The 24,887-nt window shown below is 55.5% G+C and carries 19 protein-coding genes and 4 pseudogenes; 17 read left to right on the top strand and 6 right to left on the bottom strand.

Annotated elements, in window-relative coordinates:
* The first annotated feature begins 845 nt into the window (after nt 1–845).
* The 5 genes from NKI39_RS32175 to NKI39_RS32155 all read left to right on the top strand — a co-directional run bounded on the left by NKI39_RS32175 (nt 846) and on the right by NKI39_RS32155 (nt 6,331).
* Entirely contained in the window at nt 846–1,526 is a 681-nt protein-coding gene (locus tag NKI39_RS32175; RefSeq protein ID WP_352836953.1) for a methyltransferase, read from the top strand.
* A gap of 283 nt (nt 1,527–1,809) precedes the next feature.
* Nucleotides 1,810–3,627 (top strand): IucA/IucC family protein, encoded by a 1,818-nt coding sequence (locus NKI39_RS32170; RefSeq protein WP_352836964.1) that lies wholly within the window; start codon nt 1,810–1,812, stop codon nt 3,625–3,627.
* Nucleotides 3,628–3,892: 265 nt separating this feature from the next.
* Nucleotides 3,893–4,078 (top strand): hypothetical protein, encoded by a 186-nt coding sequence (locus NKI39_RS34405; RefSeq protein WP_502898645.1) that lies wholly within the window; start codon nt 3,893–3,895, stop codon nt 4,076–4,078.
* Between the two features lie 684 nt (nt 4,079–4,762).
* Nucleotides 4,763–5,554 (top strand): SDR family NAD(P)-dependent oxidoreductase, encoded by a 792-nt coding sequence (locus NKI39_RS32160; RefSeq protein ID WP_352836950.1) that lies wholly within the window; start codon nt 4,763–4,765, stop codon nt 5,552–5,554.
* A gap of 93 nt (nt 5,555–5,647) precedes the next feature.
* Nucleotides 5,648–6,331 (top strand): GntR family transcriptional regulator, encoded by a 684-nt coding sequence (locus NKI39_RS32155; protein WP_352836947.1) that lies wholly within the window; start codon nt 5,648–5,650, stop codon nt 6,329–6,331.
* A 90-nt stretch (nt 6,332–6,421) separates the two neighbouring features.
* Here the strand turns inward: NKI39_RS32155 and NKI39_RS32150 are convergent, their stop codons facing one another.
* Nucleotides 6,422–6,838 carry an IclR family transcriptional regulator domain-containing protein gene (locus NKI39_RS32150; RefSeq protein ID WP_352836961.1) on the bottom strand — a complete coding sequence of 139 codons (417 nt, stop codon included), beginning with the start codon at nt 6,836–6,838 and terminating at the stop codon, nt 6,422–6,424.
* 177 nt (nt 6,839–7,015) lie between these two features.
* On the bottom strand, nt 7,016–7,252 hold the full coding sequence (locus NKI39_RS32145) for a helix-turn-helix domain-containing protein (RefSeq protein WP_352836944.1): 237 nt from the start codon (nt 7,250–7,252) through the stop codon (nt 7,016–7,018).
* A gap of 574 nt (nt 7,253–7,826) precedes the next feature.
* Between NKI39_RS32145 and NKI39_RS32140 the strand changes: the two genes are divergently transcribed.
* Together NKI39_RS32140 and NKI39_RS32135 are read left to right on the top strand one after the other, a co-directional pair.
* Nucleotides 7,827–8,783, top strand: coding sequence for a KpsF/GutQ family sugar-phosphate isomerase (locus NKI39_RS32140; protein ID WP_352836941.1), 957 nt, complete (start codon nt 7,827–7,829; stop codon nt 8,781–8,783).
* An 86-nt stretch (nt 8,784–8,869) separates the two neighbouring features.
* Nucleotides 8,870–10,132 carry a sialidase family protein gene (locus NKI39_RS32135; RefSeq protein ID WP_352836939.1) on the top strand — a complete coding sequence of 421 codons (1,263 nt, stop codon included), beginning with the start codon at nt 8,870–8,872 and terminating at the stop codon, nt 10,130–10,132.
* A gap of 696 nt (nt 10,133–10,828) precedes the next feature.
* Here the strand turns inward: NKI39_RS32135 and NKI39_RS32130 are convergent.
* Together NKI39_RS32130 and kdsA are read right to left on the bottom strand one after the other, a co-directional pair.
* Nucleotides 10,829–11,893: a Gfo/Idh/MocA family protein gene (locus NKI39_RS32130; protein ID WP_352516324.1), complete on the bottom strand. Its 1,065-nt coding sequence runs from the start codon at nt 11,891–11,893 to the stop codon at nt 10,829–10,831.
* Nucleotides 11,894–12,513: 620 nt separating this feature from the next.
* Nucleotides 12,514–13,332: pseudogene (gene kdsA / locus NKI39_RS32125) on the bottom strand (3-deoxy-8-phosphooctulonate synthase); the annotation flags it as partial.
* A 1,113-nt stretch (nt 13,333–14,445) separates the two neighbouring features.
* Between kdsA and NKI39_RS32120 the strand changes: the two are divergent.
* The 7 genes and pseudogenes from NKI39_RS32120 to NKI39_RS32090 all read left to right on the top strand — a co-directional run bounded on the left by NKI39_RS32120 (nt 14,446) and on the right by NKI39_RS32090 (nt 19,648).
* Nucleotides 14,446–15,801, top strand: coding sequence for an aspartate aminotransferase family protein (locus NKI39_RS32120; RefSeq protein ID WP_352836937.1), 1,356 nt, complete (start codon nt 14,446–14,448; stop codon nt 15,799–15,801).
* Nucleotides 15,802–15,817: 16 nt separating this feature from the next.
* Nucleotides 15,818–16,822: an alcohol dehydrogenase catalytic domain-containing protein gene (locus NKI39_RS32115; protein WP_352836934.1), complete on the top strand. Its 1,005-nt coding sequence runs from the start codon at nt 15,818–15,820 to the stop codon at nt 16,820–16,822.
* 41 nt (nt 16,823–16,863) lie between these two features.
* Nucleotides 16,864–17,700, top strand: a complete 837-nt coding sequence (locus tag NKI39_RS32110; RefSeq protein WP_352836931.1) for a GNAT family N-acetyltransferase — start codon at nt 16,864–16,866, stop codon at nt 17,698–17,700.
* 159 nt (nt 17,701–17,859) lie between these two features.
* Nucleotides 17,860–18,594 (top strand): 3-deoxy-manno-octulosonate cytidylyltransferase, encoded by a 735-nt coding sequence (locus NKI39_RS32105; RefSeq protein WP_352836928.1) that lies wholly within the window; start codon nt 17,860–17,862, stop codon nt 18,592–18,594.
* Between the two features lie 438 nt (nt 18,595–19,032).
* Nucleotides 19,033–19,284 carry a transposase gene (locus NKI39_RS32100; protein WP_352836959.1) on the top strand — a complete coding sequence of 84 codons (252 nt, stop codon included), beginning with the start codon at nt 19,033–19,035 and terminating at the stop codon, nt 19,282–19,284.
* Nucleotides 19,241–19,411, top strand: coding sequence for a hypothetical protein (locus NKI39_RS32095; protein ID WP_502898644.1), 171 nt, complete (start codon nt 19,241–19,243; stop codon nt 19,409–19,411). The genes NKI39_RS32100 and NKI39_RS32095 overlap by 44 nt, the downstream gene beginning before the upstream one ends.
* A pseudogene (locus tag NKI39_RS32090) lies at nt 19,377–19,648 on the top strand (transposase). The gene NKI39_RS32095 and the pseudogene NKI39_RS32090 overlap by 35 nt, the downstream one beginning before the upstream one ends.
* Nucleotides 19,649–19,707: 59 nt before the next feature.
* Here the strand turns inward: NKI39_RS32090 and NKI39_RS32085 are convergent.
* Nucleotides 19,708–20,836, bottom strand: a pseudogene (locus tag NKI39_RS32085) (IS3 family transposase).
* Between the two features lie 38 nt (nt 20,837–20,874).
* Here NKI39_RS32085 and NKI39_RS32080 point away from each other — a divergent pair.
* Nucleotides 20,875–21,373, top strand: a pseudogene (locus tag NKI39_RS32080) (IS5/IS1182 family transposase); the annotation flags it as partial.
* Between the two features lie 24 nt (nt 21,374–21,397).
* On the opposite strand, the gene NKI39_RS32075 reads toward NKI39_RS32080, so the two are convergent.
* On the bottom strand, nt 21,398–22,219 hold the full coding sequence (locus NKI39_RS32075; protein WP_352836925.1) for an IclR family transcriptional regulator: 822 nt from the start codon (nt 22,217–22,219) through the stop codon (nt 21,398–21,400).
* A gap of 75 nt (nt 22,220–22,294) precedes the next feature.
* Between NKI39_RS32075 and NKI39_RS32070 the strand changes: the two genes are divergently transcribed.
* Complete coding sequence (locus NKI39_RS32070) at nt 22,295–23,542, top strand: acyl-CoA dehydrogenase family protein (RefSeq protein WP_352836923.1); 1,248 nt, start codon at nt 22,295–22,297, stop codon at nt 23,540–23,542.
* Nucleotides 23,543–23,556: 14 nt separating this feature from the next.
* On the top strand, nt 23,557–24,414 hold the full coding sequence (locus NKI39_RS32065; protein WP_352836921.1) for a 3-deoxy-manno-octulosonate cytidylyltransferase: 858 nt from the start codon (nt 23,557–23,559) through the stop codon (nt 24,412–24,414).
* The last annotated feature ends 473 nt before the right edge of the window (nt 24,415–24,887 follow it).

Genomic DNA, 24,887 nt, shown 5'->3' with positions numbered 1-24,887 from the left:
TTATTGCTCCCTCGCTTATCGTGACGGGAGAGGCAATCGAAGAAATCGTTGATCGTTTAGCCGACGCTGTCGAGCAAGCATTGGATCGTTAGCATATCGTCACACCGACATCTTCTAGCCATGTGGATATTAATACGAATTGAATGGCACGCGGAAATGATGCGAATCTGGCTAAGAATGAAGCGATCTTTAAATGGCGAAAATCTGAAAGCCTTTCTGAGGAATTCACCCATTTTGGGCTAACATGCATGCTGTTGGGCGCGAAGACAATATAGATATATTTCCGTCTGTCCGTTGCCTGCGCTGCCGGGAGGACTCGTGACTCGTAATGGACACTGTAAGCTCCTCAGTTCACCCGCTGTCAACATCTCTCGCCTTTCACCTCACGCCGCGCCAGATGGGTTAAGCCTCACGCTTACCTCTGATCCATTCTGGAGGAATTTACCCGTGGCAGGTCAACCTGCCCCCGCATGGCTTCAAGAGAGAGATTTACGACTGTCGCTGGTTCCTCTCATGCCATTGCTCGACTCTTCAAGGTGTTTGAATCCTCGACGCGTTTCCCAGGCATTCTCCAATCGCCACAAAGTGACTGCGGATGGGATATATGTATAAAAGGTTTGGAAAATATACACAAGACTTGTCTATTCAAGCCACTTTCCGAATCCGGACATTAATCGAATATATTCCAAAATATAGCATGTAAATTATTACTCTTTGACTGGCAATTCATTCAAGTTCGTTCTATGAGGCAAGCATGCATAAACCAATTTTTTCAAACAGTGGCAAAATCACCAAACGGTTCGTGAACCGGTCCCACTGTACCTTAACTTAAGGAGGGCAGGAATATGACAGATCTTGACCGTATCAGGGCGAGGCTTGAACTCAGCCAACAGCATACTTTTCCGCTGTATATACAGGAATTTGGACTGGAATTGGCTGTAAACGAAGGTGTCTTTTCGCCACAGGATTTCCAGAGTTGGCGTTGGTATACTCAGAATTTTCCTCCTGTTGCCGGGAAAAGCATCCTGGAGATCGGTTGCGGCTTTGGCCTCCCAGGACTGTACCTCGCGAAACACGGCGCGGCGTCCTTGGTGTCTTGCGATATCAATCCTAAGGCGGTCGCTAATACATTAGAGAACGCTGCAAGAAACGGCATCCAGAACGTAGAGGTGATCGAAAGCGACATTTTCAGCAATCTTCCACTCCACCGAAAATTTGATTTAATATTTTGGAACTGTCCGTCGATCTTTGCGCCGGACGATTACGAGTATAGAGATAACCTCGAACGAGGAGCCATCAATCCGGGTTATAAATTGCTCAGCCGCTTTCTCTCGGAAGGCCCAGAATTCCTCACAGGCTCGGGCAGCATCCTCTTAGGCTTCGCCAGTGATGCGCGGGACGATCTCCTCTCGGAAATCCTCGTCGCGAACGATCTCGCTTCCTTACTTCTCGGGTCCGGCACCTACCCTCACGTGAGCCTGATCTACAGGATCTTCTCCATACGCAAAAGAGACTCCAGCGCGTGATTACAGAACTGTTACACAGCACGCTTTGACTGCATTTCGGCCGATCGATCGAAGAAGGTTGGTTTCTGGGAGCAGCGTCATTGCGCTTCATTGATCGCGTGCCCAATGAAATTTGATGTCCAACATATTGGCTCAGGCGCGTTTGCGGAGGCTGTCGACAAAACAAGTCTCCAATCAAGGTAGGCTTCCCGACGGTCGCTCACCAGTAAATACACCTTGGCCTTTACGCGCGCGAACAGTGCGTCGCTGCCGCCGTTCTGTAGGAGACAAGATCGTGAACGACATGACTGCCCGAGCCGGCCTCGCCGAACGCGTCACGCAACATTTGAGACCGGATTTGTGGGCGAAGGCAAACCGGCTCCTGATCCGCAAAGCAATCAGCGAATTTGCCCACGAGTTGCTGATTGCTCCGCGCCTCAAGCGAGTGGACGACGACTGGGGCCAGTATGTGCTGGAGAACGGTACCCCGGGCCTGGAGTATCGGTTTCGCGCACGGCGACTCCCCCTGGATCACTGGCAAATCGATGCCGCTTCCCTGGAGAAAAAGATCGGGGGTAGGCCGGCGCCCTTGGATGCGCTCGAATTTGTCATCGAGTTTAGGCCCCATCTCGGCTTAAGAGAAGAGATCATGCCGGTCTATCTCGAGGAAATCAGCAGTACGCTTTTCGGCAGCGCGTACAAGCAAGCCAGAAAGCAGATCTCGGCTGCAGTACTCGCTCTTGCCGATTATCAGGTAGTCGAGGCCGGCATGACGGAGGGCCATCCGACCTTCATCGCAAATAACGGCCGCATCGGCTTCGACGCGCCGGACTACCTCCGCTATGCGCCGGAGGTGGGATGTTCGGTAAGTGTCGTCTGGCTGGGCGTCCATAGGGAAAAAGCCACGTTCTCGTCCATTTCAACGCTCGATTACGATCAGCTCATGGATGAGGAACTCGGGCGAGAGGCGGTGGATCAGTTTGACGCAACCTTGCGTCAAAAAGGACTGAAGCCGGCTGACTACATCTTCATGCCGGCCCATCCCTGGCAATGGTTCAATCGGCTTTCGATTACCTTTGCGGCGGATATCGCCAAGCAGCACATCGTCTGCCTCGGCTACGGGACGGACAGTTACCAGGCACAGCAATCGATCCGCACACTTTTCAATATAAGCCAGCCGCAAAAACGCTACGTGAAGACGGCGTTGTCTATCCTTAACATGGGGTTCATGCGCGGGCTATCACCGACAGACATGCTGGCGACGCCCTCCATCAACGAATGGCTGAAGAATTTGCTCGACAGCGATTCCTATCTAGCTGCCAACGGCTTCTGCATCCTTCGCGAGGTCGCGTCGATCGGATATCGCAATGACTATTACAACGCTGCCCTCGAGAAAGATTCGCCTTACAAGAAGATGCTTTCTGCCCTGTGGAGGGAAAGCCCGCTTCGGCAGTTGAAAGAAGGGGAACGTCTGCTGACAATGGCGTCGCTGCTTCATGTCGATTCCGACGGCGAGGCACTCGTGACAGCTCTCATCAATGCCTCAGGGCTAGACACAACCGCCTGGCTGCGGCGCTATCTCGACTCTTATCTCGCGCCGCTCATCCACTGCTTTTACACTTACGATCTGGCCTTTATGCCGCATGGAGAAAATCTCATCCTCGTCATGAAGGATCACGCTCCGAAGCGCGTTATCATAAAAGACATCGGCCAAGATATCGGCATCCTGAATGGAGAAATCCGGGTCCCGAAGGAGATCAGACAGATTTGCTTACAGGTAAACGACGCCATGAAGCACGACTGCATCTTCACCGACGTTTTCGACTGCTTCTTCCGTTACCTTGCTGCCATACTCGAAGAACACGTTGGTTTTCCGTCGACCCGCTTCTGGGGAATCGTCGGTGAGTGCATCCGTAACTACCAGTCCCGACACCCACAACACGACGATAAATACGCGCGGTATGACCTGTTCGCCCCCGAGTTCCCACGCAGATGTCTCAATCGACTTCAGTTAAAAAACAACCAGCAAATGGTGGACTTGCTGGACCCAGAAAAAGGCCTGCACATCGTCGGTACGCTGAAGAACCCGCTGGCGGGCTTTTCAAAAGCGCCCAGCGCGTGAAACCTACCTCCAGGTTCGTGCTATCGCGCCATTATAGGTCGGCGACACGGTCGAGTTCTGGCTCGCTGAGGGCCGCCATCTGCCGAGCAGCGAAGCGCTTCATTTCTTTCGGAGAGCGCTGAAACGTGATGGCCGGCCTGGCCGCGTGGTTGTCGCTGGAGTGAGGCCGCCGGTCGGCTCTCTTTCGACACTACGAATCGCTTGAAGAATCACTCCGGACACTGGCTGCAGCCGATCCGGATTCGCCGGAGCCAGGATTGAATAATTGCAGCGAGCAAGACCACCGGCCTATCAAGCGCTGGCTCCGATGCTTGGCTTCAAATCCTTCGCTGGGGCCGGTGCCATTCTCGACGGGTTCGAGACCATCCACACGATGCACAAGCGATGGGTAAGATACGCCTTCAATCCGAATGCGTCTCGCGCCGAGCAATTCGCCATTCTCGCCGCCTGATCCGCTGCGCACCGATCCTCCATGCGCGCCCCAATTCTGAGCAACGCTTTCAGCAAAAAGTAGGCCATATAATCGTGAGCCTATATAACCCATAGGGCAGAGCAGAGATAAGCCTATGGTGAGAATCCTTTCGCCATCAATACTGTTAAACAAATGTGAAGCATTGATTTAATAATTGTGGCTGAAAAATTGACAGAAAATTCGAATTACCCCCTTAAGGACCTCTGGCGTGTCAACTATAATAAGTACGATTTGCCTTGAGGCCTGTTATTGGACAATGCCATATGACTGGTCACGTCCAGCGACCCCGCCTTTGCAAATACGGAGGCAAATGACGATCTTTCGCCTGCGATTGTTGTATGAGGCCTCCAGGCGCTGTGGGCCTCGGGGTCAGGACCGGGGCCCTGAGTTCGTGCTGGTTGCGCGAGTCGAGGCCCTAATCGCCGAGCATGGCCAGGAGGACCCTCTGATGCTGAGGCCGGGGAAAATGTTTGCCGGAGACGGCGAGCGCTGCACCGTTAGCGGTCGAGCTCTCACAACGCAAAACGAAAACAGCATGCCGCATACAGTTTGGGCAGGTTTGTTTGGTTCGTCGGGTACGGCTGCGGCACGCGGCGGTGAAGGCATTGCGAAGCTTTGCAACGGCGGGGATTGGGAACTGGCAAAAGAAAGGCTTGTTTCAAGATGACCAGGGTAGCGATTGCCACCGGTGGCACGCGCGGAACCGGCGCGGCGATGTCGAAGGCGATTAACGCCGTTGGTCACGAGGTCGCGGCGGTCTGTGCTGGCAATGACGAAGCCGCCAAAACATTCCGGCTGGATACCGGCATTGCGACCCACAAATGGGATGTCTCGAGTTTAGAAGCCTGTATTGCGGGTATCGCGCAAGTCGATAGTGATCTGCGGCTGATCAATATTCTCGTCAACAATGCCGGCACCACGCGTGACTGTGGATTTCACAAGAGACGCTGGAATAATGGCCGTCCGTTATCATACCAACTCCAACACTCTGTTCAACATGGTGAGCCCCGCAATCGAAGGCATGTGCGAGCGGGAGTTCGACCGACCATCTACATCTCGTCGATCAACGCCCAGAAGGGACAGTTCGGACCAGCGAACTATTCGGCGGCGAAGGCGGGGATGTCGGTTTCAAGGCGCTGGCCAGGGAAACGCCAGGAAGAGGATCACGGTGGACGCAATTTGCCCTGGATACATCAGGGGGTGCTTCAGAAGGCTGTCCTGTTAGTTCGCCGTTGCCCGGCCAGGCATGCCCGACTACATCACCCGCCGCGTCGTCTTCCTGGCCGCCGAGGAGGCCGGATTCGTCACTGGATCGACGCTGTTGATCAACGGGGGACAGTACCTCGTCCGATCAGACAGGCACGCTCCCGCGTCCAGCCTTCACTACTGAAGAAAAATGGCGGAGCGCTTGATTGCGTCGCGCCGTCGCTCCGCGGTGTAAGTAAGGAGGCGTGATGGCGACTGAGACCGCAAATGGAACGGCCGGCGCGGATAGGGCTCCCCCCCACCAGCTCCTGGCACGCGCCGACACTCCGAGAAGATAGCACTATGGCAGCAATTGCTCGAGACAAGGCCGAGTCGAGCTACCACCGACTGAAGGAACTCGTCATCAATTATCGGTTTCGACCCGGAGAGCCGCTAAGTCCTGTCAGCATTGCCGATCGGCTTTATGTTAGTGCTACGCCAGTGCGAGAAGCATTGGCGCGTCTTCATGGTGAAGATCTCGTTGACTTAGTTCCAAATCGCGGTTTCTTTGCAAAGACGCTCAATTCGAAGCGCATGAGCGATTATTATAAACTCGCATTACAGATTTCGATTTCCGCAATTGAGCGTGGATATACACGGTTTGTTATGGACCAAATGTCACATTCAGAGATTACAAATGCCTATATTTGTAAAAATGACGGTAAAAAACGAGAAGAATGTTTAATATCTCATGCCAAAGCACTCGAACGGCTCTATGTCCAAGTGGTGTCGCTCGCGGGAAACCAAGTTATGCTTGATTGCATCCGCAAGTTCAACGACCAGACGCACTTCGTGCGTCTGATTGATTTGGAAGTGGAGAGCAACTTTCATGAAATTGCCGCTGACATGTCTGCGCTCATTAGTGCATTGGCGCGACAAGATGTGGCGGCTGCAACCGCCAATCTGCAGCATCAGCGTGACAAGAAGCTTGCTAGAATGAATGATCTTGTCAAGGAGGGTATTTCCCGCTCTCTAAAAGAGTCGTAGTAAATAAAAACGAAATGTCCAAAACAAAATATTCATAAATTCGAAATTAATGATGGCTTACTTGTAACGAGTCGAGACGCCGTCTCAGCGCTAATGGGCGCTTGCGCAACAGAACGTTGCCGCGAAGCTCGAATGTCTCGCAGCGGCCAAAAGCTTCGCAAGAGCGTCTGCTGCCACGGAGATTAACCGCGATAGTTCCAGAATTCTTCCACCGCTCAACCGAAGTATTTGCCCGGCGACACTCACCGTACCGACTGCTGATCCGTCATTTGGACGTATTGCTGCGGCTATCGACGTCACACCAAGTTCAGCTTCATCTACTGCCAAGGCCCAACCCTGTTCTCGCGTGAGTTCGCGTTCGCGTATGATGGCCTCAATGGTCCGAACGGCTTTGGGGCCATAGCTGCCGGGCTGCCCGAACCCGTTTTTCAGTACTGCCTTGGCTGCGGCTCCCCCGGTTAAAGTGGCAAGCCAGGCCTTCCCGTCGGCAGTAACCGGTAAGGGCACTTCTGCGGTTGTCTCAGGCTCATAGATCAGACCAGCCTTCGCGCCTTGCGCGTAGGCATTCCAAGCCAGCCCATCCTGTTTGACGGTAGCTATGCGCACCAGTTCTTTGCTGTGTTAGGCAAGACGATCCACCATACATTGGCAGATATTAGGCATCTCGGTTGCAACCATGAATCGCTACCCGAGAATAGCAAGTCGCAATGTTAGGCGATAAAAGCCGGTTTTGGAATCCTGCTCGATCCAGCCGACTAAGCCAAGGGTCGTTAGCAATCTATAGACTGCGCTTCTCGGCAGATCGAGACGCTCAGCGATATTTTCGAGACGCAGGCTCTTCGCTTCATCGGCCAAAAATTCGATCGTGGCGAAGCACTGTTCTATAAGATATTGGAACCTTTCGTCGTAAACGGCGTCCAAGGGAGAACTCCATACTGTCATCGGGCACCATTTGTAAATCAGCTGATCCCGTATAGTCTAAAATATATTAAGTTCTTGTGCATACTTTAGCGGAAGAGAGGAAGTTGTGGGATGTAATTAGCTTGTAAATACGGAGGGAACGTTCATGCCTGCGGCCAGGGAAGGGTTTGCCTGCGCGTCGATGTTTCCAAGTTTCCTGAATGAAGTCCGCCAAGGCATCGAGCTGGAAATCGGATGCATCAACGAATGACCGCAACTCGCATGCCAAACGGTCGACGCAAGGAATGTCGCGTCAAGCAGATGCGCTCACAATGCCGATCTCGCCGTGGACCATCCGCAGGAGCGTGAGAGCGACCGGCTGATTGCGAAACTGCAGCACAAAATTAATAAAAGATCACCTCCATTGATAGCCCACACTGCTATCCATTGGACGTAACGGCGAGAATCGCCAGTTAGAATGGAGGTTGCTATCATGGCAATTGTTAGCCACAGCCGTACATTCCCGCCTTCGCACGGAAAGCCGGCCAAGCAATATCCCGAGTGCGGCAAGGACCGTAGTGGCAGGACAATGGTCATGCTTGAGCGGGCCAAGGCCATCATCCGGCAGGAGGCTGCCGCGCTGGAGACTCTTTCAAACAGGATCGACGAGCATATCTGTATGCTCGCGGATTACATTCTTTCCTCAAGTGGCATAGTGGTCGTGTGTGGTATCGGCAAGTCACGACTGGTTGGAGACAGGATATCTGCAATTCTCACATCGACTGGCACTCGATCGATCACGCTCGACCCGGTCGACGCCTTGCATGGGGATATTGGGCGCGTGCGTGCCGGGGATGTCATTATTGCGCTCTCCAATTCTGGTGAGACTGCTGAACTTATGCAGTTCATCCGCGCCGTCCGTCAGCTTCCCGTCATGGTTGCCGCGATCACGGGACGCGCAAACGCGTCACTGGCGCAGTCTGCTGATTTGGTGGTCGACATTGGACCGATCCAGGAAGCGTGCGCACTTGGACTTGCTCCGACCACCTCGACTATTGCTATGGCGGCAATGGGGGATGCCCTAGCACTTGTCCTGCACGAGCGGCGGGGGTTCACGCGTCAGGATTTCGCTCGTCTTCACCCCGGTGGGAGTCTCGGACGGGAACTGATGCGAGTAGGCGACCTGATGTGGCCGCTTGAAGCGATTCCTGTGTTCCGGCCAGATACGCCACTGTCGCTGGCGCTCTTGTCGATATGCCGCGCGCCCCGAAAGCTAGGCGTCGGCGCAGTGCTCTGCGAGCGAGGCAAGGTCATCGGGATCTTGACGGGAGAGTCCATCGGCCAATTAGTCGACCGCGGCGCAACTCCCGACCTGAATGATCCGGTGGAGCGGCACATGCAGCCGCCGCTCACGGCAATTTCCGGGCACGCATTTCTCAATCAAGCCGCGGAACTGTTCCGTCGGTGCGAAAGCGAGCTGATACCGGTGCACGATGACCAGGAAAGGTTCGTCGGCCTGATATCCCGCCGGGACGTCCTGAAGCCATCCTGAGTGATGACATCTTGTGTTAGTGGCGATGATTCCAAGGATCACCTAGCACCGGCTCTCTTGGTGGTGTGGATCACAGAAGGGTTTCGATGATGCGCGCCTTGGCGGATGACTTCGAGACTGTCTACCGGTCCGAACGACCACAAGATGTCTACTGCTACACGCCGGGCATCGTTGTGACGATGAACCGCAGAATGGTAGCGACATTTGATCTCGGCGGTGACGGGGTCAGGCATCTCCCTGGGCCGAAGGGATCTCGCGCCGACGGTACGCGCTTCGGAATGGGCAAGGTTTATGTGTCTGACGATGGGGGCTGTTCCTGGGCTGAACGATGCACGTTTCCATTCTGGCATGCCCGTCCGTTTATAGCTGGCGGGCGCCTCTACATCCTTGGTCACGCCGGCGACCTCATGGTCATGGCGTCCGACGATGAAGGGGAGACATGGAGCACGCCGGTCACGCTAACTTCGAATATGAAATGGCACGCGTCGTCCTGCAACGTGCATTACGCCAAACGGCACGTCTACCTCGCCTTGGACGAGCGGCGCGATCTTGCAATCGAGGGATGGAATACAGCCGGTTTGGCACCGCGGGTCTTGCGTGCGAGAATTGACCACGATCTCCTTGACGCCAAGAGTTGGACCATCTCAGAGTCGCGCGCGTTCAACGAGATAGTCTCCTCCAGAGATTTCGATCTCTTTGGGATTCCGTTCTATAGCACCCCAGCCCGAGCTCCGGCCGAGCTCGGAGCGGGAAGCTTGTGTGCGCCGATGGGCTGGCTTGAACCGAATATCGTCCGGTTCCACGATCCCGCACATCTGTGGCACGATCCGGCCGGGCGCACATTGCACCTTTTGTTGCGCACGAACACGGGCGGAACGGGCTATGCTTCGCTGGTCAAGGTTGTTGAGCAGGATGATGGTAGCCTGACCACGGTATTAGAAACAATGCCATCCGGGAAAAGGGCTCTTTTCATTCCCTTTCCAGGAGGTCACCTGAAGTTCTTTGTGCTTTATGATGACCAGACCCGGCTCTACTGGTTGCTGAGTTCACAAGCGACCGACTCTATGACCCGCCTTACGCACATGTCGCAGGCGCGTTACAATTTGCCAAACAATGAGCGCCATAGGCTTCAACTTCACTTTTCCAGAAACTGCATTGATTGGTGCTTTGCCGGACTTGTCGCCGCGGGTCAGACGGAGCGGCACGCAAGAAACTACGCAAGCATGGTGGTGGATGGCAATGATCTCCTCGTATTGTGCCGGTCAGGGGATGACGAGGGCAGGGATCCTCAATATACAAACCTGATCACGTTCCATCGCGTCAAGGAATTCCGTAACCTCGTCTATTGATCTTTTGGATTTCTGAGAGTGGGGAAACGTGCCCAGAGCTTTTAAACCTAGTCGCTACCATTATTCCGGCCGCTACGTTGACTCGCTCCGGCAAGCTGCACGCGATGGCGAGTGACCGGACGACATTCGATCGTGTCTGGTCTTTGGGCCCGCGCGAATCTGACGTAGAGGAGGTCTGCATCGTCACTGATTGTGGGTGTATCGTCGAGCCATGTGCGAACTTTGACGGTGACGTGGTGATTACCCCGAATGAATGCACGAGCGGCACTGAGCGGGTGATGTGAGCACACGAGGTTCTCGCCACGGCGCCTGCCGAATTCGCACTGAAATCAATGATGGAAAAAAGGCCGCCTAAGGCCACAAACAAAACCAAGACTCTCCCTGGACCCGGAGGAGATTATGGTCTCAGGTCAGTGGGAACGCAGCCGCGCGTGGTCCCGGGCTCGCCCGGTACAGCCTTTCCGAGCCACCTTGGCAGGTTGGCAGATCGCGTCATTGTGAAGTATCTCGTCCGTACGCAAGGAGAGGGTAGTGCGGTCCTCACCGTATTCAGTAAGGGCGTACTGCAGTTCCTACCGTTGTCTTGCAGGCAAAGTCGAGGGTCGGCACGGAAACTGCCGGGTCGCTCCTGGAACTTTGCTCCAGATCCGGATGTTTCTCAAAACTTGAATACCCGCACGAGGTGCACCCTGAGTCTCACGCGCGTGCCATTGACCGGATCGTTTCGATTGGCATAATGCATCCCGTTGTCGCCGACGCGATTGCGGCCTGCATGAGAACGAGACTTCCAATGTTATCACGACCCAGGCATGCATAAGGCGCGACCGTGCCGGTCTCGACTGCGTGTGCAAAGGTTGCCAGGCTTTTCCTGCGTCCGAACGACGGCATCTCGGGAAGTCCGATCGGCACTGCTGGCTGGCCGCGCCTACGGATCGTAACGTGATCACCATTCAACGTGAGATCACGGTCTCCGCGGCAGGTCCAGACGATTTCGCCGTCGGCACATTCCAAATGCCACTCGCCGCCATAGGGCGTCTCCTCTCCAGCGCTAAGCCAGCTGCCGCGGTAGGTGACGACGGTGCCTCGATCGAAGATGATCGTCGCAGCTGCCGCCGGCGGTTCGCGGAAGGCACTCCCGGGCGGCTGCCAAGCCGTACAATAGACCTGCCGGGGTTCCTGCCCGAGCACCATGCGCATCAGGTCGAAGTGATGAATACTAAGCTCCTCGAGGAGCGGTTGTTGTATGGCGTAATGGCCATAAGCTTCCTCGGCCGGGGTATACTTCACGAAGCGCCGGAACTCGATGTGAGCTGCGCCGACCGCGCCGAGTGCTTGCTCTTTGACGAGCCGGGCGGCGGTGATGGCTGCAGGAAAAAAGCGAAAGTTCTGGCTCACCATTATGATGAGGTTGTAACGGTCTGCCAAATCGACGAGGTGCTGCGCCTCGACGATCGTAGACACAAATGGCTTCTCCACCAATACGTGCTTGCCGGCCTCAAGCGCGAGTGCAACGAGCGAGGCATGAGCCGTGACGTTAGCCGTGATCAAGACCGCGTCGGCACCAACGTGCGAAAGCGCTGCATCGAGAGTTGGGAAACATTGGTCCGGGCTAGCCCCTAGCCGCGGCCTCACTCTCTCCAGCACCTCCGGGTTCGCCTCCACCCAACCAACAGCTTCGACCTCGGGCACTTGAGGTATGACGGTGTTAGCCCAGTTAACGCCCCATCGACCGAGTCCTATCTGGATTATCCGAGTTGCCATAATGCCTGTTTCCTATTCGGATGAAGCGAGGATGATTCTTTGTTGAGCAATGCAAGCCGCTAGGCACATTTTGTGCGTACTTGCTTTTGTGAGATGGCCAAGTCTGGTGCCGCGAACTGCCCTTCAGCGCGAGCTCGCAGGGCAGGAAAATAACAGTTCTCTCGTAGGTTCGGCACGTTGGACGATGTCGGCGAGGAGCTGCGGTATATGGAAGGGAAGTTCCGCTACAGTCGAACTTTTCAATCGAGGAAGAACGGATGGTTGGCGCCGGGCCGCAATTCGACAAACATTGCGCAGAAGCAACGAGATGGACAGTTTGTCCCCAATTCCTCCTGGATCGAGCGTGCCGGTCCAGCGTGTGCATGCTTTGCGGTTGCTTCGGCCGCGAGATCCTCCTCCGGCGCATAGACGGAGTGAATTCTGCACCAACTGCCGGAGAACTGCTAGTATGACGGAAGACGTGGTCGTGAGTGAGGCCGACCAAGCGTACGGGCGGAAGCCGCGGCATGAAATGCTCCCCATATGCCTTACCAGACCAGAGAGCTTTCGCCCTCGGCTGATCCTTGTTCCAACCTAGGTGATGACGGCTGAGCTGGCGTCTCACCTGCAGCGGGTACATTCTTCGCCACGTGGTCAAATGCGAGCAACGTTTCGAGAAGTCTGGGTGTCATCTGCAGAGGTATCATGTTGGGGCCATCGCTCGGTGCCTTGTCGGGATCCTGATGGGTTTCGATAAAGATGCCGGCGACGCCGACCGCGACGGCCGCCCGTGCCAGGACCTCGACGAACTCGCGTTGTCCACCTGAGCTCTTACCCCGGCCCCCTGGTTCCTGCACCGAGTGGGTCGCATCGAACACCACGGGGAATCCGGTCCCAGCGAGGATCGGGAGTGCCCGCATATCGGACACAAGCGTGTTATAGCCGAAACTCGCCCCCCGCTCGCACAGCAACACATCCCGGTTGCCCGATTGCACTAGCTTGTCGGCAACGTGCATCATATCCCAAGGGGCGAGGAACTGCCCCTTCTTGATATTGACCGGGCGCGCGGTTCGGGCTGCTGCCACCAGCAAATCCGTCTGACGGCAGAGAAAGGCGGGGATTTGCAGGACATCCACCACCTCCGCCGCGTTTCGGCATTGCTCCGGCGTGTGGACATCGGTGAGCACTGGACAACCTACGGTCTCTCGAACATCCGCCAAGATGCCCAGACCCTCTCGCATCCCAATACCGCGCCCGCTAGACAGGCTCGTTCGGTTTGCTTTATCGAACGAACTCTTGTAGATGAAACCAATCCCCAGACGGCTTGTAACTTCCGTTAGTGCGTGACTGATCTCAAGCGCATGGTTGCGGCTTTCGATCGCGCACGGTCCGGCAATCAGTGTCAACGGAAGATCGTTGCTTACGACCACCGATCCGATTGTAATGCGATGCTGCTTCATTCGACTACCACCGGCTATTCGAGCGCAAATTCGAGGGTCAAAGCTATAGTGGCAATTTTTGGCGAGCATGGCCGCATTTGCAAATTACGATTTAGCTAAAGTTTTGTGACTCTTTAGTGTCATGCCTCTCGGCCACGTGAGTAGCTCGATTTCAGAAATCCTCTTCATCTTATTGGCTAAGAGATTTAGTTCGAGATGGATGAGCGCTGCGGCTGTCGGCGGGAAACGTTAAGCTAACCGTTCGCGCCGCCAGCTATTCGCTAGATTTCGGATGGATAGTCATCCGTGGGTAGATGTGTCCGCAGCTTGAGGGCCTGCTTTTGAGCCTAACGCGCATGCCAGGAACATCCGAATGAGGGCGCACACAAGCGCCAGCCACGTGATTAGGAGCGGAGGTTGTTGCCGATGGTGGCGAGCACTGCGTTAGTTGCGTCGCCGGGCGTGCCGCGAGGCGATTGCGGTCCATCCGGTGATCGAGGCGCGCCTGCGTCAATTCCACGGCAGCAGCGCGGCCAGATGTTGGCGGACTTGCGATCGGCGATCCGTTCTAACCCGTCGGCCAGCCAGATTTGCGGATCGACGACGTTTAGCCGCGCGTCTCGACCAGCGCGAAAATGATCGCGGCAAGTTCGCCACCCGATCGGAGCCGGCGAACAGCCGGGCCTTTCGGAGGGCAATTCCGAAGCGCGCGCTCGGCGGCATTGTTGGTGAGGCAGCTGCACCCGTTAATCGTTTTGGCGCGAGACCTTGGCGCGCTCCTGTTGCACACGCAAAGAGGCCGTCGACCAGCGGGCGACATCTTTCCGGCCTACGGCAAGCCGCTCCGCCGGCGGCAATCCATTGATTGACCGCTCCGCCATGAACACGCCATCGAGCCTCTGCACCGCCGCGCGGACTCTGGCACCGCTGGATGAATTCCGGGGCGCCATACACAATATATTCTGAAATATAATGTGGTCTTGCGTGTCCATTTCTTAGATACATGGTGCATGGCGACCGGCGAACGGGCCAAGCCTGCGAAGTCGCAAGCACTAGTCTGGAAGGGGGAGTAGTTACTCGCCCTTATTCAAAATTTCCAAGATTCGAGCTGTCGTCGCTTCGGATTTAGAACTCGTGAATTTTCATTTGATAGGACTTTGGGAGGCAAAAGTGAGTAATTCATATACTCGGTCCGAAGCTCTCCTCCTTCGAGCGCGTGCTGTCATCCCAGGAGGAGTTTCGAGCGGAAATCGAGCGAATTGGACTCCATTCCCCCTCTACTACGTTCGAGGCGACGGTGCTCGCGTCTGGGACGTGGATGGCAACGAATACATTGACTACGTATTGGGCAGGGGACCGCTGATCCTTGGGCATGGAGAACCAGAGGTCATAGGTGCAATATGTGGACAACTTAAAATGGGCCAATTTTTTGCTGGTCAGATAGAGGCAGAGACACAGCTCGCTGAATTAATTTGTTCTCTTGTAAGCAATGCCGAAATGGTCAGGTTTTGCAATACTGGGTCGGAGGCAATACATGCGTGTATTAGGCTGGCTCGATCGGCAACTGGCCGAGAGAAAGTAATAAGATTCGCAGGCCACTATCATGGATGGTACGATGGCATTGCCTGGGGGTTTTCGGGCGTCAATACCGACCCAGACGGTCGACCTTTACCCACGCCAATGTCTCTCGGCCAGCCCTCCTCTGATGCCTCGAACATAGTGGCAGTTGAATGGAATGACCCCGAAGCAGTCACAAAGGCCTTTGAGAAATGTCGTGGAGAAATCGCGGCAGTCATTACTGAGCCAATTATGTTCAACGGCTTCTGGAGTAACATCCGACCGTCTGAAGGGTTTCTCGGATTTCTTCGAGAACAATGCGACGCGAACGGCGCACTGTTGGTTTTCGACGAGGTTCAAACCGGCTTTCGCATTTCGCTCGGAGGAGCTGTAGAGCACTTTGGCGTCGCCGCGGATCTAAGCGCGTTTGCAAAGGCACTAAGTGGGGGCGTCTGTCTCGCTGCCTTTGCTGGCCGAAGGGAGGTTATGAAGCGTCTGGTTGAAACCAATACCGTGCACACAGGAACCTATAATGCCTACCCGCCTGCCGTGGTGGGAGCGTTGAGGCATCTGACCCTCCTAGCGGCGAATTCGGGCGCAAAGCTCCACCGTATACATCACCATGCAGCATTACTCGAGTGGGGCCTTAGAGACTTAGCAAGGCAAACTCAGCTACCTCTTCTTGTTCGGGCGAGCCCAGGCGTAGTCACGACAGCCTTCAGAGTTTCGCCCACGCAAGTCATCAACCATCGCTCGGCAGCCGAAGGTCTGGATTTTAGCCTCCAGCGCGCATGGCACCTCGCGCTGCAGCAGCGAGGCATTCGGATCACGCCAGAAGGCCTCTGGTACGTGTCCTCGGCACACTCCGCTAACGACATAGCAATCACTCTCGATGCTGCGCGGGATGCACTTCAAAACCTCTCGTCACGATAACGCAGGGAGATACATTATGTCCGGCCGATCCAACAGTGTCGCTCGCCTTGTTTCTCCGCGGCGCTTTATCCTGACGTGCGATGCACTGAGCGAGGATCTTCCTCCAGATTTCGTACGAATCAGGATCGAATTCTGTGGAGTCTGCGGGACGGATAGATCGTTCTATTTGGGCCACCGCGATGAAGGCTACCCGATCAGTCTCGGTCACGAGCACTGCGGCACTATCGTCGCAGTCGGAGACCAGGTCACGTCGTACCAGGTGAGAGATTTTGTAGCGATAGATCCGAATTATCGATGCGGCTGCTGCCTTTATTGCAGGACAGGCGCTGGTCATTTGTGTGAGAGAGCGACGGTCAGTTTGTATTCAAATCGAGGCTATGCTAATTTCATCGACATAAAAGCCTCGTACATCCTTAAACTGCCAGAATACAGATCCCGTCATCTAGGTGCATTGGTCGAGCCATTATCCGTCACGATTAACGCGACAGACATCTCCAAATGCGCGTTAGCTGACGAGTCCACACTTATACTTGGCATCGGCGGCATTGGGACGTTACTGGTCTTCAATCTTCTTGAAACACAGGATGGCGAAATATGGATCTATGACAATGCGCCCCACAAGATGGCTTCTTTGAAAGATCTCTATCCAAGCCGGATTAAAATATTGGATTGCGCCGATGATCGCGTATTCGGTGTAGTTTTCGAAACAACTGGCAGTTCGGATGGCTTCCTTCATGGGTGCGCTCGGTTATCGAAACTCGGCAGGTTGATTCTTGTGAGTAGATACCATTCCGATGAGCCTTCTATCCCCGACAGACTCCCATGGAAGCAGCCTAATATATACTTTGTCCACCTGAATGGAAATGGTGAGTCCTTTCCTAAAGCAGCTGCTTTACTGAAAAGAAGTTGGGGCCCAGATTTCGACCGCCTTCTCAGCTTTCACGCTCTGAGCGATATTGACAAAGTGTTCGCTGAATACGAATCGCTCCCTGCAAATAAGAAGATAATTTCAATGAAATAACAATTATATTGTCTTCACCATAGTATTTAGGAATAGCACAAATGAAAAATATTGTTTTTACAGATGATCTAACGAGAGAGATAGAAGCGTGCGAGGCGCACTATTTTTCTGATCGAGTCAAATCTCTGGCTTTGGAGGAAGGCAATCCATCCGGAGCCGGGATATTATCTTGCGGCGGGGCCCTCGCCTTGAACGTGTCGACGATTCGTGATGAAATGCACAATCGCATAATGATGCCTGGTATCATCAGTAATGACGATGTCGTCTCTGGCCTCGAATTCCTTCGTGCCAACGTCAAAAGTTGCAGGATTGATGTCCCTCCTACAATCAACACAGTAGAGATTATGCCTACTCTGTCAGGTCTTGGGTTTGTTCACAGGGATTTCTACAACGGTCATGTCGGCGAGGCAGAGGACGTCCTAAAACGTCTCGCCGACGATAGCAGCCGTCCGCCTCCCAGCCTTTCGATCCGTCCATACGCTGCGGCTGAGTTGAAGCAATATATTGACTGCTTCAGCGAAGGCCATGACATTAAGGCAGACGAGCGCAAGGTAATTGCCTCCGGCTTTTCGGCAATCTTGAATAGCCCCGTTGCGCGGATGTGGGGCGCGTGGCAGGGAGGGGAACTTGCAGGTGTAGGTCTCCTTTTGATTAGGAATCAAATAGGCCACTTGGCCTCGGTGACGACAAGAGCTCAATTCCGACGGCTTGGAATTCATCGCTATTTGCTTAAGTCGCGGATAAATGACGCTGTGGCCGCAGGCTGCCGGCTTGTTTCGGCGCACACTGCGGTTGCGTCAGCTAGTCAGCGAAACCTGCATCGCGTCGGCCTGCGCCTCGCCTATACAAAGGCCATTTGGCGTTCGAGAGACGGGTAATAGGGCCCAGAAAGTACGAGTTATTGGTCAAGATTATGGTCTGCACCTATTCAGTCGTCCGCTGTTTAGCTGAGAATAGAAATTGCAATAGAGAATGGGCCATAGTAGCAAAACGCCACACGCACTTTAAGCAACAAATCATCAAGGAAAGATGAACTAATGGACTGCGTCATAATGATTCCGGCCCGTTTGGCATCTACAAGGCTGCCGGGAAAGCCGCTACTAGATATTAACGGCGTGCCCATGATTGGCGCGGTCTTACAGCGGGCGCGGGAGGCCAATTTAGGGCCTGTCTGGGTTGCAACGGACAGCCCAGAGGTTGCTAGCGTCGTCCGCGTCGCTGGGGGCAATGCGGTTCTTACGGATCCCAATCATCAGTCTGGATCCGATCGGATCTACGAAGCGCTCTCCGAGATAGACCCTGAAAGAAGATTCGATGTGGTTGTGAATCTGCAGGGCGACCTACCCACGGTTTCCGCAGAAACTATACATGCCACTCTCGACCTCCTTGGCGGCGCGTCGGTCGACGTTAGCACTCCGATTGCTCTTATAGAAGATGAGCTCGAGCGGAATTCTCCGGATGTTGTAAAAATGGTTGGGGTCCCGCTCGGCGAGGGACGACATCGCGCACTTTATTTCACCCGATGCCCTGCGCCTTGGGGAGATGGGCCATGCTTCCATCATATCGGCCTATACGCCTGGCGCCGATCGGCTCTGGAGAAATTTGTTGAACTGCCGAAGTCTTACCTCGAGCAACGGGAGAAGCTGGAACAGCTGCGTGCTCTTGAAGCCGGCATACGCATTGACGCCATCGAAGTGGCAGAGGTTCCGGTCGGTGTCGACACTGCGGCAGACCTGGAGAAGGCGCGGTCCGTTTTGCGCCAACGCAGTTGATGTCGGCGTCTACGCCCATTTGGCTCTTCTCATTGCATCTCGGATGGATGGTGGATCTTGACATGTTGATCTCTGCGCCCTTTCGGCATGCAGCTCGCACGCTGCCTCTGTAAAGCTGCAAGAGGGATCGCATCCTGATCCGGGAAGTGGTTGTCACCGGGATCAAGAATCAGGACTCTAGTGGCGAAAGACGGCAGCCATTTTGGTCCAAGTGAACGGCTGGCGATGTTCGTGCATCCTGCGGGGGCAGTCCCGGAAATGGTAGTGTTGTGAGAGTTCTGCAAATTGGCTGAGAAAGGGCGGTCATGGCAGGGCTGGATGTTCGACGTCACCGAGTCCCTGGTAGGAACGCCACCATGACCCTGAAAGTAAGACCGCCAGCGCCGCCGTCAAAGACATTCTGCTTTCGAGGGTCTGCACGAAGTGATCCGCGCGGTGATGCAGGAGGTGCTGGAGGCCGAACTGGAGGAGGCGCTGGGCGCTTCGAAGGGCGAACGCACACCGGAGCGGCTCGGCTGCTGCTCGGGTTATTATGGCTGCACCCTTGTCACCCGTGTCGGCAAGCTTGAGCTGAGGGTTCCGCAGAACCGCCAGGACGTTTCTCCACGGAGCTGTTCGGCGTTACCAGCGGTCGGAGTGCGCGCTGGTGGCGATGCTTTCGGAGATGTATGTGCAAGGGGTGTCGACTAGGAAGGCAAGGCGATCAGGGAAGAGCTGTGCGGTCATGCCTTCTCGGCCTCGTCGATCTCGGCCATCCAGGTTCCCATCGAAGGAATACTTCGATGGGACCCTACCAAGCGCCTGGACTAGAGCTTGAAGGCCTTTGCGAGCGGCCGCTGCAAGAGCCGTTTGCCTACCTCATTCTCTACGCCCGCTATGAGAAGGCGCGCGAAGCCGGCATTGTCATGAGCCAGGCGGTGCTGATCTCGGTAGGCATCGACAGGGCGGAAGGCGCCAGATCCTGGCCCTGAAGATGGCGAACCGAGAGAGCCGCTCGGCTTGGAAGGACTTCCTCGTCGCGCTGAAGGCGCGCGGCCTCAGGGCGTCGAACTGAGAGGTGGCCGCGTTTGTCTGAACAGCTTGCGGGGTTTTGTAAGTGGATTTCCGCCTCTGTCATGCCGCAACCGAGATTGGCTGCGACCCGTTGAAGTAGGCCTGATCCGGAGTTTGCCGGTCAAGCGATGAATGGGGCCGTCTGGCATCTAGTCTAAAAGGCCAGATACCGGACAAGGGCCGTCCGGGCCTCCGGCACGCTGGCATAGGCGTGCAGGTAGACCTCCTCGTATTTGATGGTTCTCCATAGCCGCTCGACGAAGACGTTGTCGCGCCACGCGCCCTAGCCGTCCATGGAGATGGCGATTTCGGCATCTTTAGCACCTTAATGAAGTCGATGGAGGTGAACTGCGAGCCCTGGTCGGTGTTGAAGATGTCGGGGCTTGCCATGCCGGGCCAGCGCCTCCTCGATGGCCTCGATGCAGAAGTTCGCCTCTAGCGTGATCGACAGCCGCCAGGACAGGACGCGGCGGCTGAACCAGTCGACGACGGCGGCCAGATAGAGGAAGCCGCGCGCCATCGGAATGTATGTAATGTCCATTGCCCAGACCTGGTTGGGCCGTGTGACGGGGAGATTGCGCAGGAGATAGAGATAGATCTTGTGCCCCGGCGTCGGCTTCAGGTGTTGGGGCGGCGGTAGAGCGCCTCGATGCCCATCTTCTTCATCAGCGTGGCGAACGCCGGCCGACGCAATGTCCCTCAGCGTTCAAAAGCCCCTGCAACATCCGGCTTCCGGCGAACGGGTAGTCGAGATGCAATTCGTCGATCCGGCGAATCGGCGGCGGTAACGGGCCGGGGCAGGTAATACACGCTGCCCCGGCTGATCCGGAGAGCGCTGGCCTGACGGACGATCGAAAGATCGTGGTTGCGGTCGATCATTTCCTTGCGCTCAGCAACCCGGCCTTGTTGAGCTGGGCCAGCTAGAAAAATCGTTCTCCAGCGCCAGTTCAGCTATCTTGGCGTGCAGCGTTTTCACTATCCACGGCCGGAGCCGCCGGCCCAGACTTCGCCTCGTCGCCAAACACGCCCGACGCGATTCCAAAAGCAGGTCCTTCCATTGCTTGATCTGGTTGGGATGAACGTCGAATTGCTGCGGTAGTTCGATCAGGGTCTTCTCGCCTCGGATCACGGCAAGCGCCACCTTTGCCTTGAAGTCAGGACTGTGGTTACGCCGAGCTCGTTTCGTCATGGTCTCTCCTACCCCGGCTTTCATGCCGCGTTCAGGCGAAAATTCCAGTCATAGCCCCTGTTCAATTTTCCCGAGCCACCTCTGTTCAAGCGGGCTACAAGTCCCTGCGCAAACTCAAGACCTATCTTGGGCGCAGCATCCGCGCCGGCGATGATGTACTTACGACCATCTTCCGCTGGCCGCTCTACAAGACTTCCACCGTTCTGGAGCAGAGGCAGCGCCATCGTGGCCGCAAGATCTACAGCCTCCATGCCGTGAGGTGGAATGCACCGCAAGGGAAGGCTCACGCCCCCTACGAGTTCGGGGTGAAGGTGTCGGTTGCGGCGGCGCATGACACCGCCCATCAGACGCAAGATGCGACGACGATCGGCTGTCGAGCCGGTGATCGGCCACATCAAGAGCGACCACAGAATGGGCCGCAATTTACCTTGCCCACGCTCAAGGCGATGCAATCAGCGCCATCCCGGGGCCGCTGCTTACAACTTCTCGCTCCTGCTCAGATGGCTGAAGGCATTCTTGTTCATCGCCGCGTTCCTGAACCGGCCCAAGCAACTTGCCGCCTTAGCGGCCAAGATTGTTCACGGCCGACTGCTTCACGTTATCGTATCGTTGCCTCAGGGGCCAGAGCTCTGCGAGTTTGGCAGCCGTTGACAATGCCGCGGCTGCAATTTTTTCATGCCGGTCGGGAGTTAAACGTGAACTCGGACCTGCGACGCTGACTGTGCCCACGGTTTGGCCATCCATCAATATAATCGGGGCGGCAATGGCAACAACACCAGGCTCAGCCTCCTCGTCGGAGATCGCCCAGCCCCTTTCTTGAGTCGATTTCAGCTCCTCCATAAACTCTTCTACAGAGCCGATAGATCGCTTCTCCCCAGGAGCGAGACCGTCATTAATTGCAATGCGAATTGCGTCTGTGGGGCTTAGGGTGGACAAATAGGCCTTGCCGTTGGCTGTGATCGCCAAGCGAACTTTCGCAACCATTTCGGGCTGATATTTTAAACCGTTTCGAGCGCCTTGAACCTGTGCAATCCAAGTCAGCGTCTCGCCCTGTACGACTGCCATACGAACAAGCTCTGCGCTTTCGACGGCCAATTCCTCTAGCGCGGGCTGGCAGACGTCGGTCAGGTGTGTAGCGCTTAGAAAGCGTTGTCCAAGAATGGCAAGTCTGAGGGTGAGCTTGTAGAAGCCGGTGAGTGGCTCCTGCTCCACCCACCCAATTTCGCACAAGACGTTGAGCATCCGATGGGCGGCACTTTTCTGCAGGTCGAGCTTTTCAGCAATCTCGCCGAGCCGCATCGCTGATGCTTCGTTTGCCAGCAACTCAACGACAGCAAAACACCGCTCCACAAGAGAGTTGACAACTCGCACATTGGCCTCCAAGATACTGTTCTAACAAGAACGTCATTCTATATTTCCGTCATGCGTCCGTCAAGTGCATGTCGAGGAGGCCTGCTGGTGAGCCGTCGGCTCTGTGGCTTTCCTCCGAAAGCGCGCGCGGCCTGGGCGGAGCGAATTATCGCGAACAGTAACTTTGGAGCAAGCATTATGAACTTTGACTTATCTGCTGAACAAGTCGCGATCCGCGATTTGGCCCGTAGCTTCGCAAAGGCCGAGGTCGCAACCCGCGCTGCAGATATCGATGCATCGGCTCAGTTTGACTGGGAATTGCATCGCCGTCTAGCACAACTGGGCTTCCTTGGTCTAACTGCTCCTGAAGAATTCGGCGGGCAAGAGTGCGATACGCTCAGTTGGTGCATTGTAGTCGAAGAGATTGCAAGGGCGTCCTCTACGGTATCAAATGGTATCACCCTCACCGATGGAATGATCCACTATATTTCAACGCTCGGGACACACGAGCAGAAGGAAAAGTATATACCGCCACTCGTCGGGGGTGAGAAGCTCTGCTCTTTCGCTCTCACTGAGCCCAATACGGGTTCGGACGCCGCGTCTGTGAGCACAACCGCGCGCCATGAGGGAGACGAGGTCGTTCTAAATGGGCAAAAGATGTTCATATCTGGCGCCGCTTACGCGGACCACTTCATCGTTGTCGCAACGGTGGATCGAGAGCTACGGCACAAAGGCATTCGCACCTACATCGTTCCGCGCGACGCTCCGGGCTTGGTCGTTGGCGAGAAGCTCGATCTTATGGGCATTCGCGGGTTCGGCACATCCCCCGTCTTTTTTGACGAATGTCTCATTCCGGCATCGAACCAGCTTGGTGGAAATGAGGGGTTCCGGGTTGTCATGCAGGGATTGGATGGCCCAGGACGATTGGGCGCGGCATCGCAGGCGGTAGGTCTCACGCAAGCCGCAATGGAGAGCGCACTCGCTTATTCACTCGAGCGGAGCCAATTCGGACAACTGATCTTTGATCATCAGGCCATCCAATTCATGTTGGCCGACATGTCCGCCGAAATAGAGGCGGCTCGTTTGCTAATCTGGAATGCCGCCTGGCGCCGAGATGCTGGTTTGCCCTTCACAAAGGAGTCGTCACACGCCAAGCTCTTCGCAGGCGACACGTGCGTGCGGAATGTTTCTAATGCCCTTCAAATATTCGGTGGCTATGGCTACTCCAAGGAATATCCGATCGAGCGGTTTTATCGCGACGCCAAGATCCATCAAATCTGGGACGGAACCAATCAAATACAGCGGATGATTATCGCGCGTCAGCTTAGGAAGCAGTCAGAGGGCGGGACCCTGTAATATGGGAAGACAGAATGGAATTCTCTCGAAGACGGATAATCGTAGGCGGACCCGCAATTGTGTATAGAAAACGGACGATAATCATCCCAGCGCGCTACGGGTCGACGAGGTTTCCGGGTAAGCCCCTTGTCGAACTCAATGGTAAGGCTGCAATCCTCCACACAATTGACGTCGCGCGGAAGGTTGAGGGCGTCGACCGAGTGTGTGTTGCAACAGATGACGAGCGGATATCCGCCGTTGTGGAAGGATATGGTTGCACGGCGCTGTTTACCGACGCCGGGTGTCGTAACGGGACCGAGAGGGTGGCCGAGGCCGCGAGCATCCTTGCCCTCGACGACGATGATCTTGTAGTCAATCTTCAGGGCGACGCTCCGTTGACGCCGCCGGCTTTCATTGCCATGATCTTTGCGTTTCTGCATGAGCGACCTGAAGCTGACGCGGTCACCCCTGTTATCAAATGCAGCGCCAAGAGTTATCTTCGCATCGCCGAAGACATTCGCAATCACCGGATCGGCGCCACGACGAGCGTGTTCAACGCGAAAAAACGGGCGCTCTACTTCTCAAAGGCCCTCCTTCCGCATGGCACTTCGGTGGAGACGCTGGAGAACTTGCCCGTATATCATCATGTCGGTCTCTATGGCTATCGGGTAGGATGTCTGAAGGGATTTCCCCAATTGCCTGTTGGCCCGCTTGAGCGCGCTGAGGGGCTTGAGCAACTTCGCTTCTTGGAAAATGGGCGTACCATGCATGTTCTAGAGGCTGAAGACGACGGCCAAGAGTTCTGGGAACTCAATAACCCTGGCGACGTGACTCATCTGGAACGAGCGCTGCCATCTGTCAAATCGGCCCGGGGGAGACAGGCGATTTTGTGATACCCTTAGACTGGTTTCGGTCGATGAGCGCCAAAAGTTGATTGTCGTATAATGTCACTTTGCGCGAGCAAAGCCCGGCGGTTTCAGGCATCTTGGATCATGCCACTGAGCCCAGTTCCCTGCCACCGCCGAAGCCGACGATGAGCCGAGACTGCAATCGCGGCATGCACTCCGCCCGGAGCCACCCACCGGCAGCGAACAGCTTTTAGTTACGGGCTGGGGTTTAACAGCCAATCCCTGTTCAGTCATGCGCTCCGATCTCCGGACATGCACACTCCACATTGACCTGCCACTGAACTGTCATCCAGTGGCGGGCTGCAAGCGAGAGGCCGCTTGGCAAGTTGTGTGCGTCAAGTTCTGCAAAATGGTGTGGCATTGCGTTGACGTTGGCGTGTCCGCCGCGCAGCCCCCGTGTTTAGCGGAGCGGCGGACACATGACGGTGCTCAGGCGGCCAAGGCCCTCAGGCTCTCCT

Origin of the sequence: Mesorhizobium sp. M0664 (assembly GCF_040320565.1) — a bacterium.
Lineage (GTDB): Bacteria > Pseudomonadota > Alphaproteobacteria > Rhizobiales > Rhizobiaceae > Mesorhizobium.
The sequence above is the reverse complement of the archived record's forward strand: the minus strand, read 5'-3'. Positions and strand labels throughout refer to the sequence as shown.

Bases quoted from the DNA above. Each gene is read 5' to 3' on its own strand.
- NKI39_RS32175 (WP_352836953.1), top strand. From the start codon at position 846: ATGACAGATCTTGACCGTATCAGGGCGAGGCTTGAACTCAGCCAACAG.
- NKI39_RS32170 (WP_352836964.1), top strand. From the start codon at position 1,810: ATGACTGCCCGAGCCGGCCTCGCCGAACGCGTCACGCAACATTTGAGA.
- NKI39_RS32160 (WP_352836950.1), top strand. From the start codon at position 4,763: ATGACCAGGGTAGCGATTGCCACCGGTGGCACGCGCGGAACCGGCGCG.
- NKI39_RS32155 (WP_352836947.1), top strand. From the start codon at position 5,648: ATGGCAGCAATTGCTCGAGACAAGGCCGAGTCGAGCTACCACCGACTG.
- NKI39_RS32140 (WP_352836941.1), top strand. From the start codon at position 7,827: ATGCTTGAGCGGGCCAAGGCCATCATCCGGCAGGAGGCTGCCGCGCTG.
- NKI39_RS32135 (WP_352836939.1), top strand. From the start codon at position 8,870: ATGATGCGCGCCTTGGCGGATGACTTCGAGACTGTCTACCGGTCCGAA.
- NKI39_RS32130 (WP_352516324.1), bottom strand. From the start codon at position 11,893: ATGGCAACTCGGATAATCCAGATAGGACTCGGTCGATGGGGCGTTAAC.
- NKI39_RS32115 (WP_352836934.1), top strand. From the start codon at position 15,818: ATGTCCGGCCGATCCAACAGTGTCGCTCGCCTTGTTTCTCCGCGGCGC.
- NKI39_RS32110 (WP_352836931.1), top strand. From the start codon at position 16,864: ATGAAAAATATTGTTTTTACAGATGATCTAACGAGAGAGATAGAAGCG.
- NKI39_RS32105 (WP_352836928.1), top strand. From the start codon at position 17,860: ATGGACTGCGTCATAATGATTCCGGCCCGTTTGGCATCTACAAGGCTG.
- NKI39_RS32100 (WP_352836959.1), top strand. From the start codon at position 19,033: ATGCAGGAGGTGCTGGAGGCCGAACTGGAGGAGGCGCTGGGCGCTTCG.
- NKI39_RS32065 (WP_352836921.1), top strand. From the start codon at position 23,557: ATGGAATTCTCTCGAAGACGGATAATCGTAGGCGGACCCGCAATTGTG.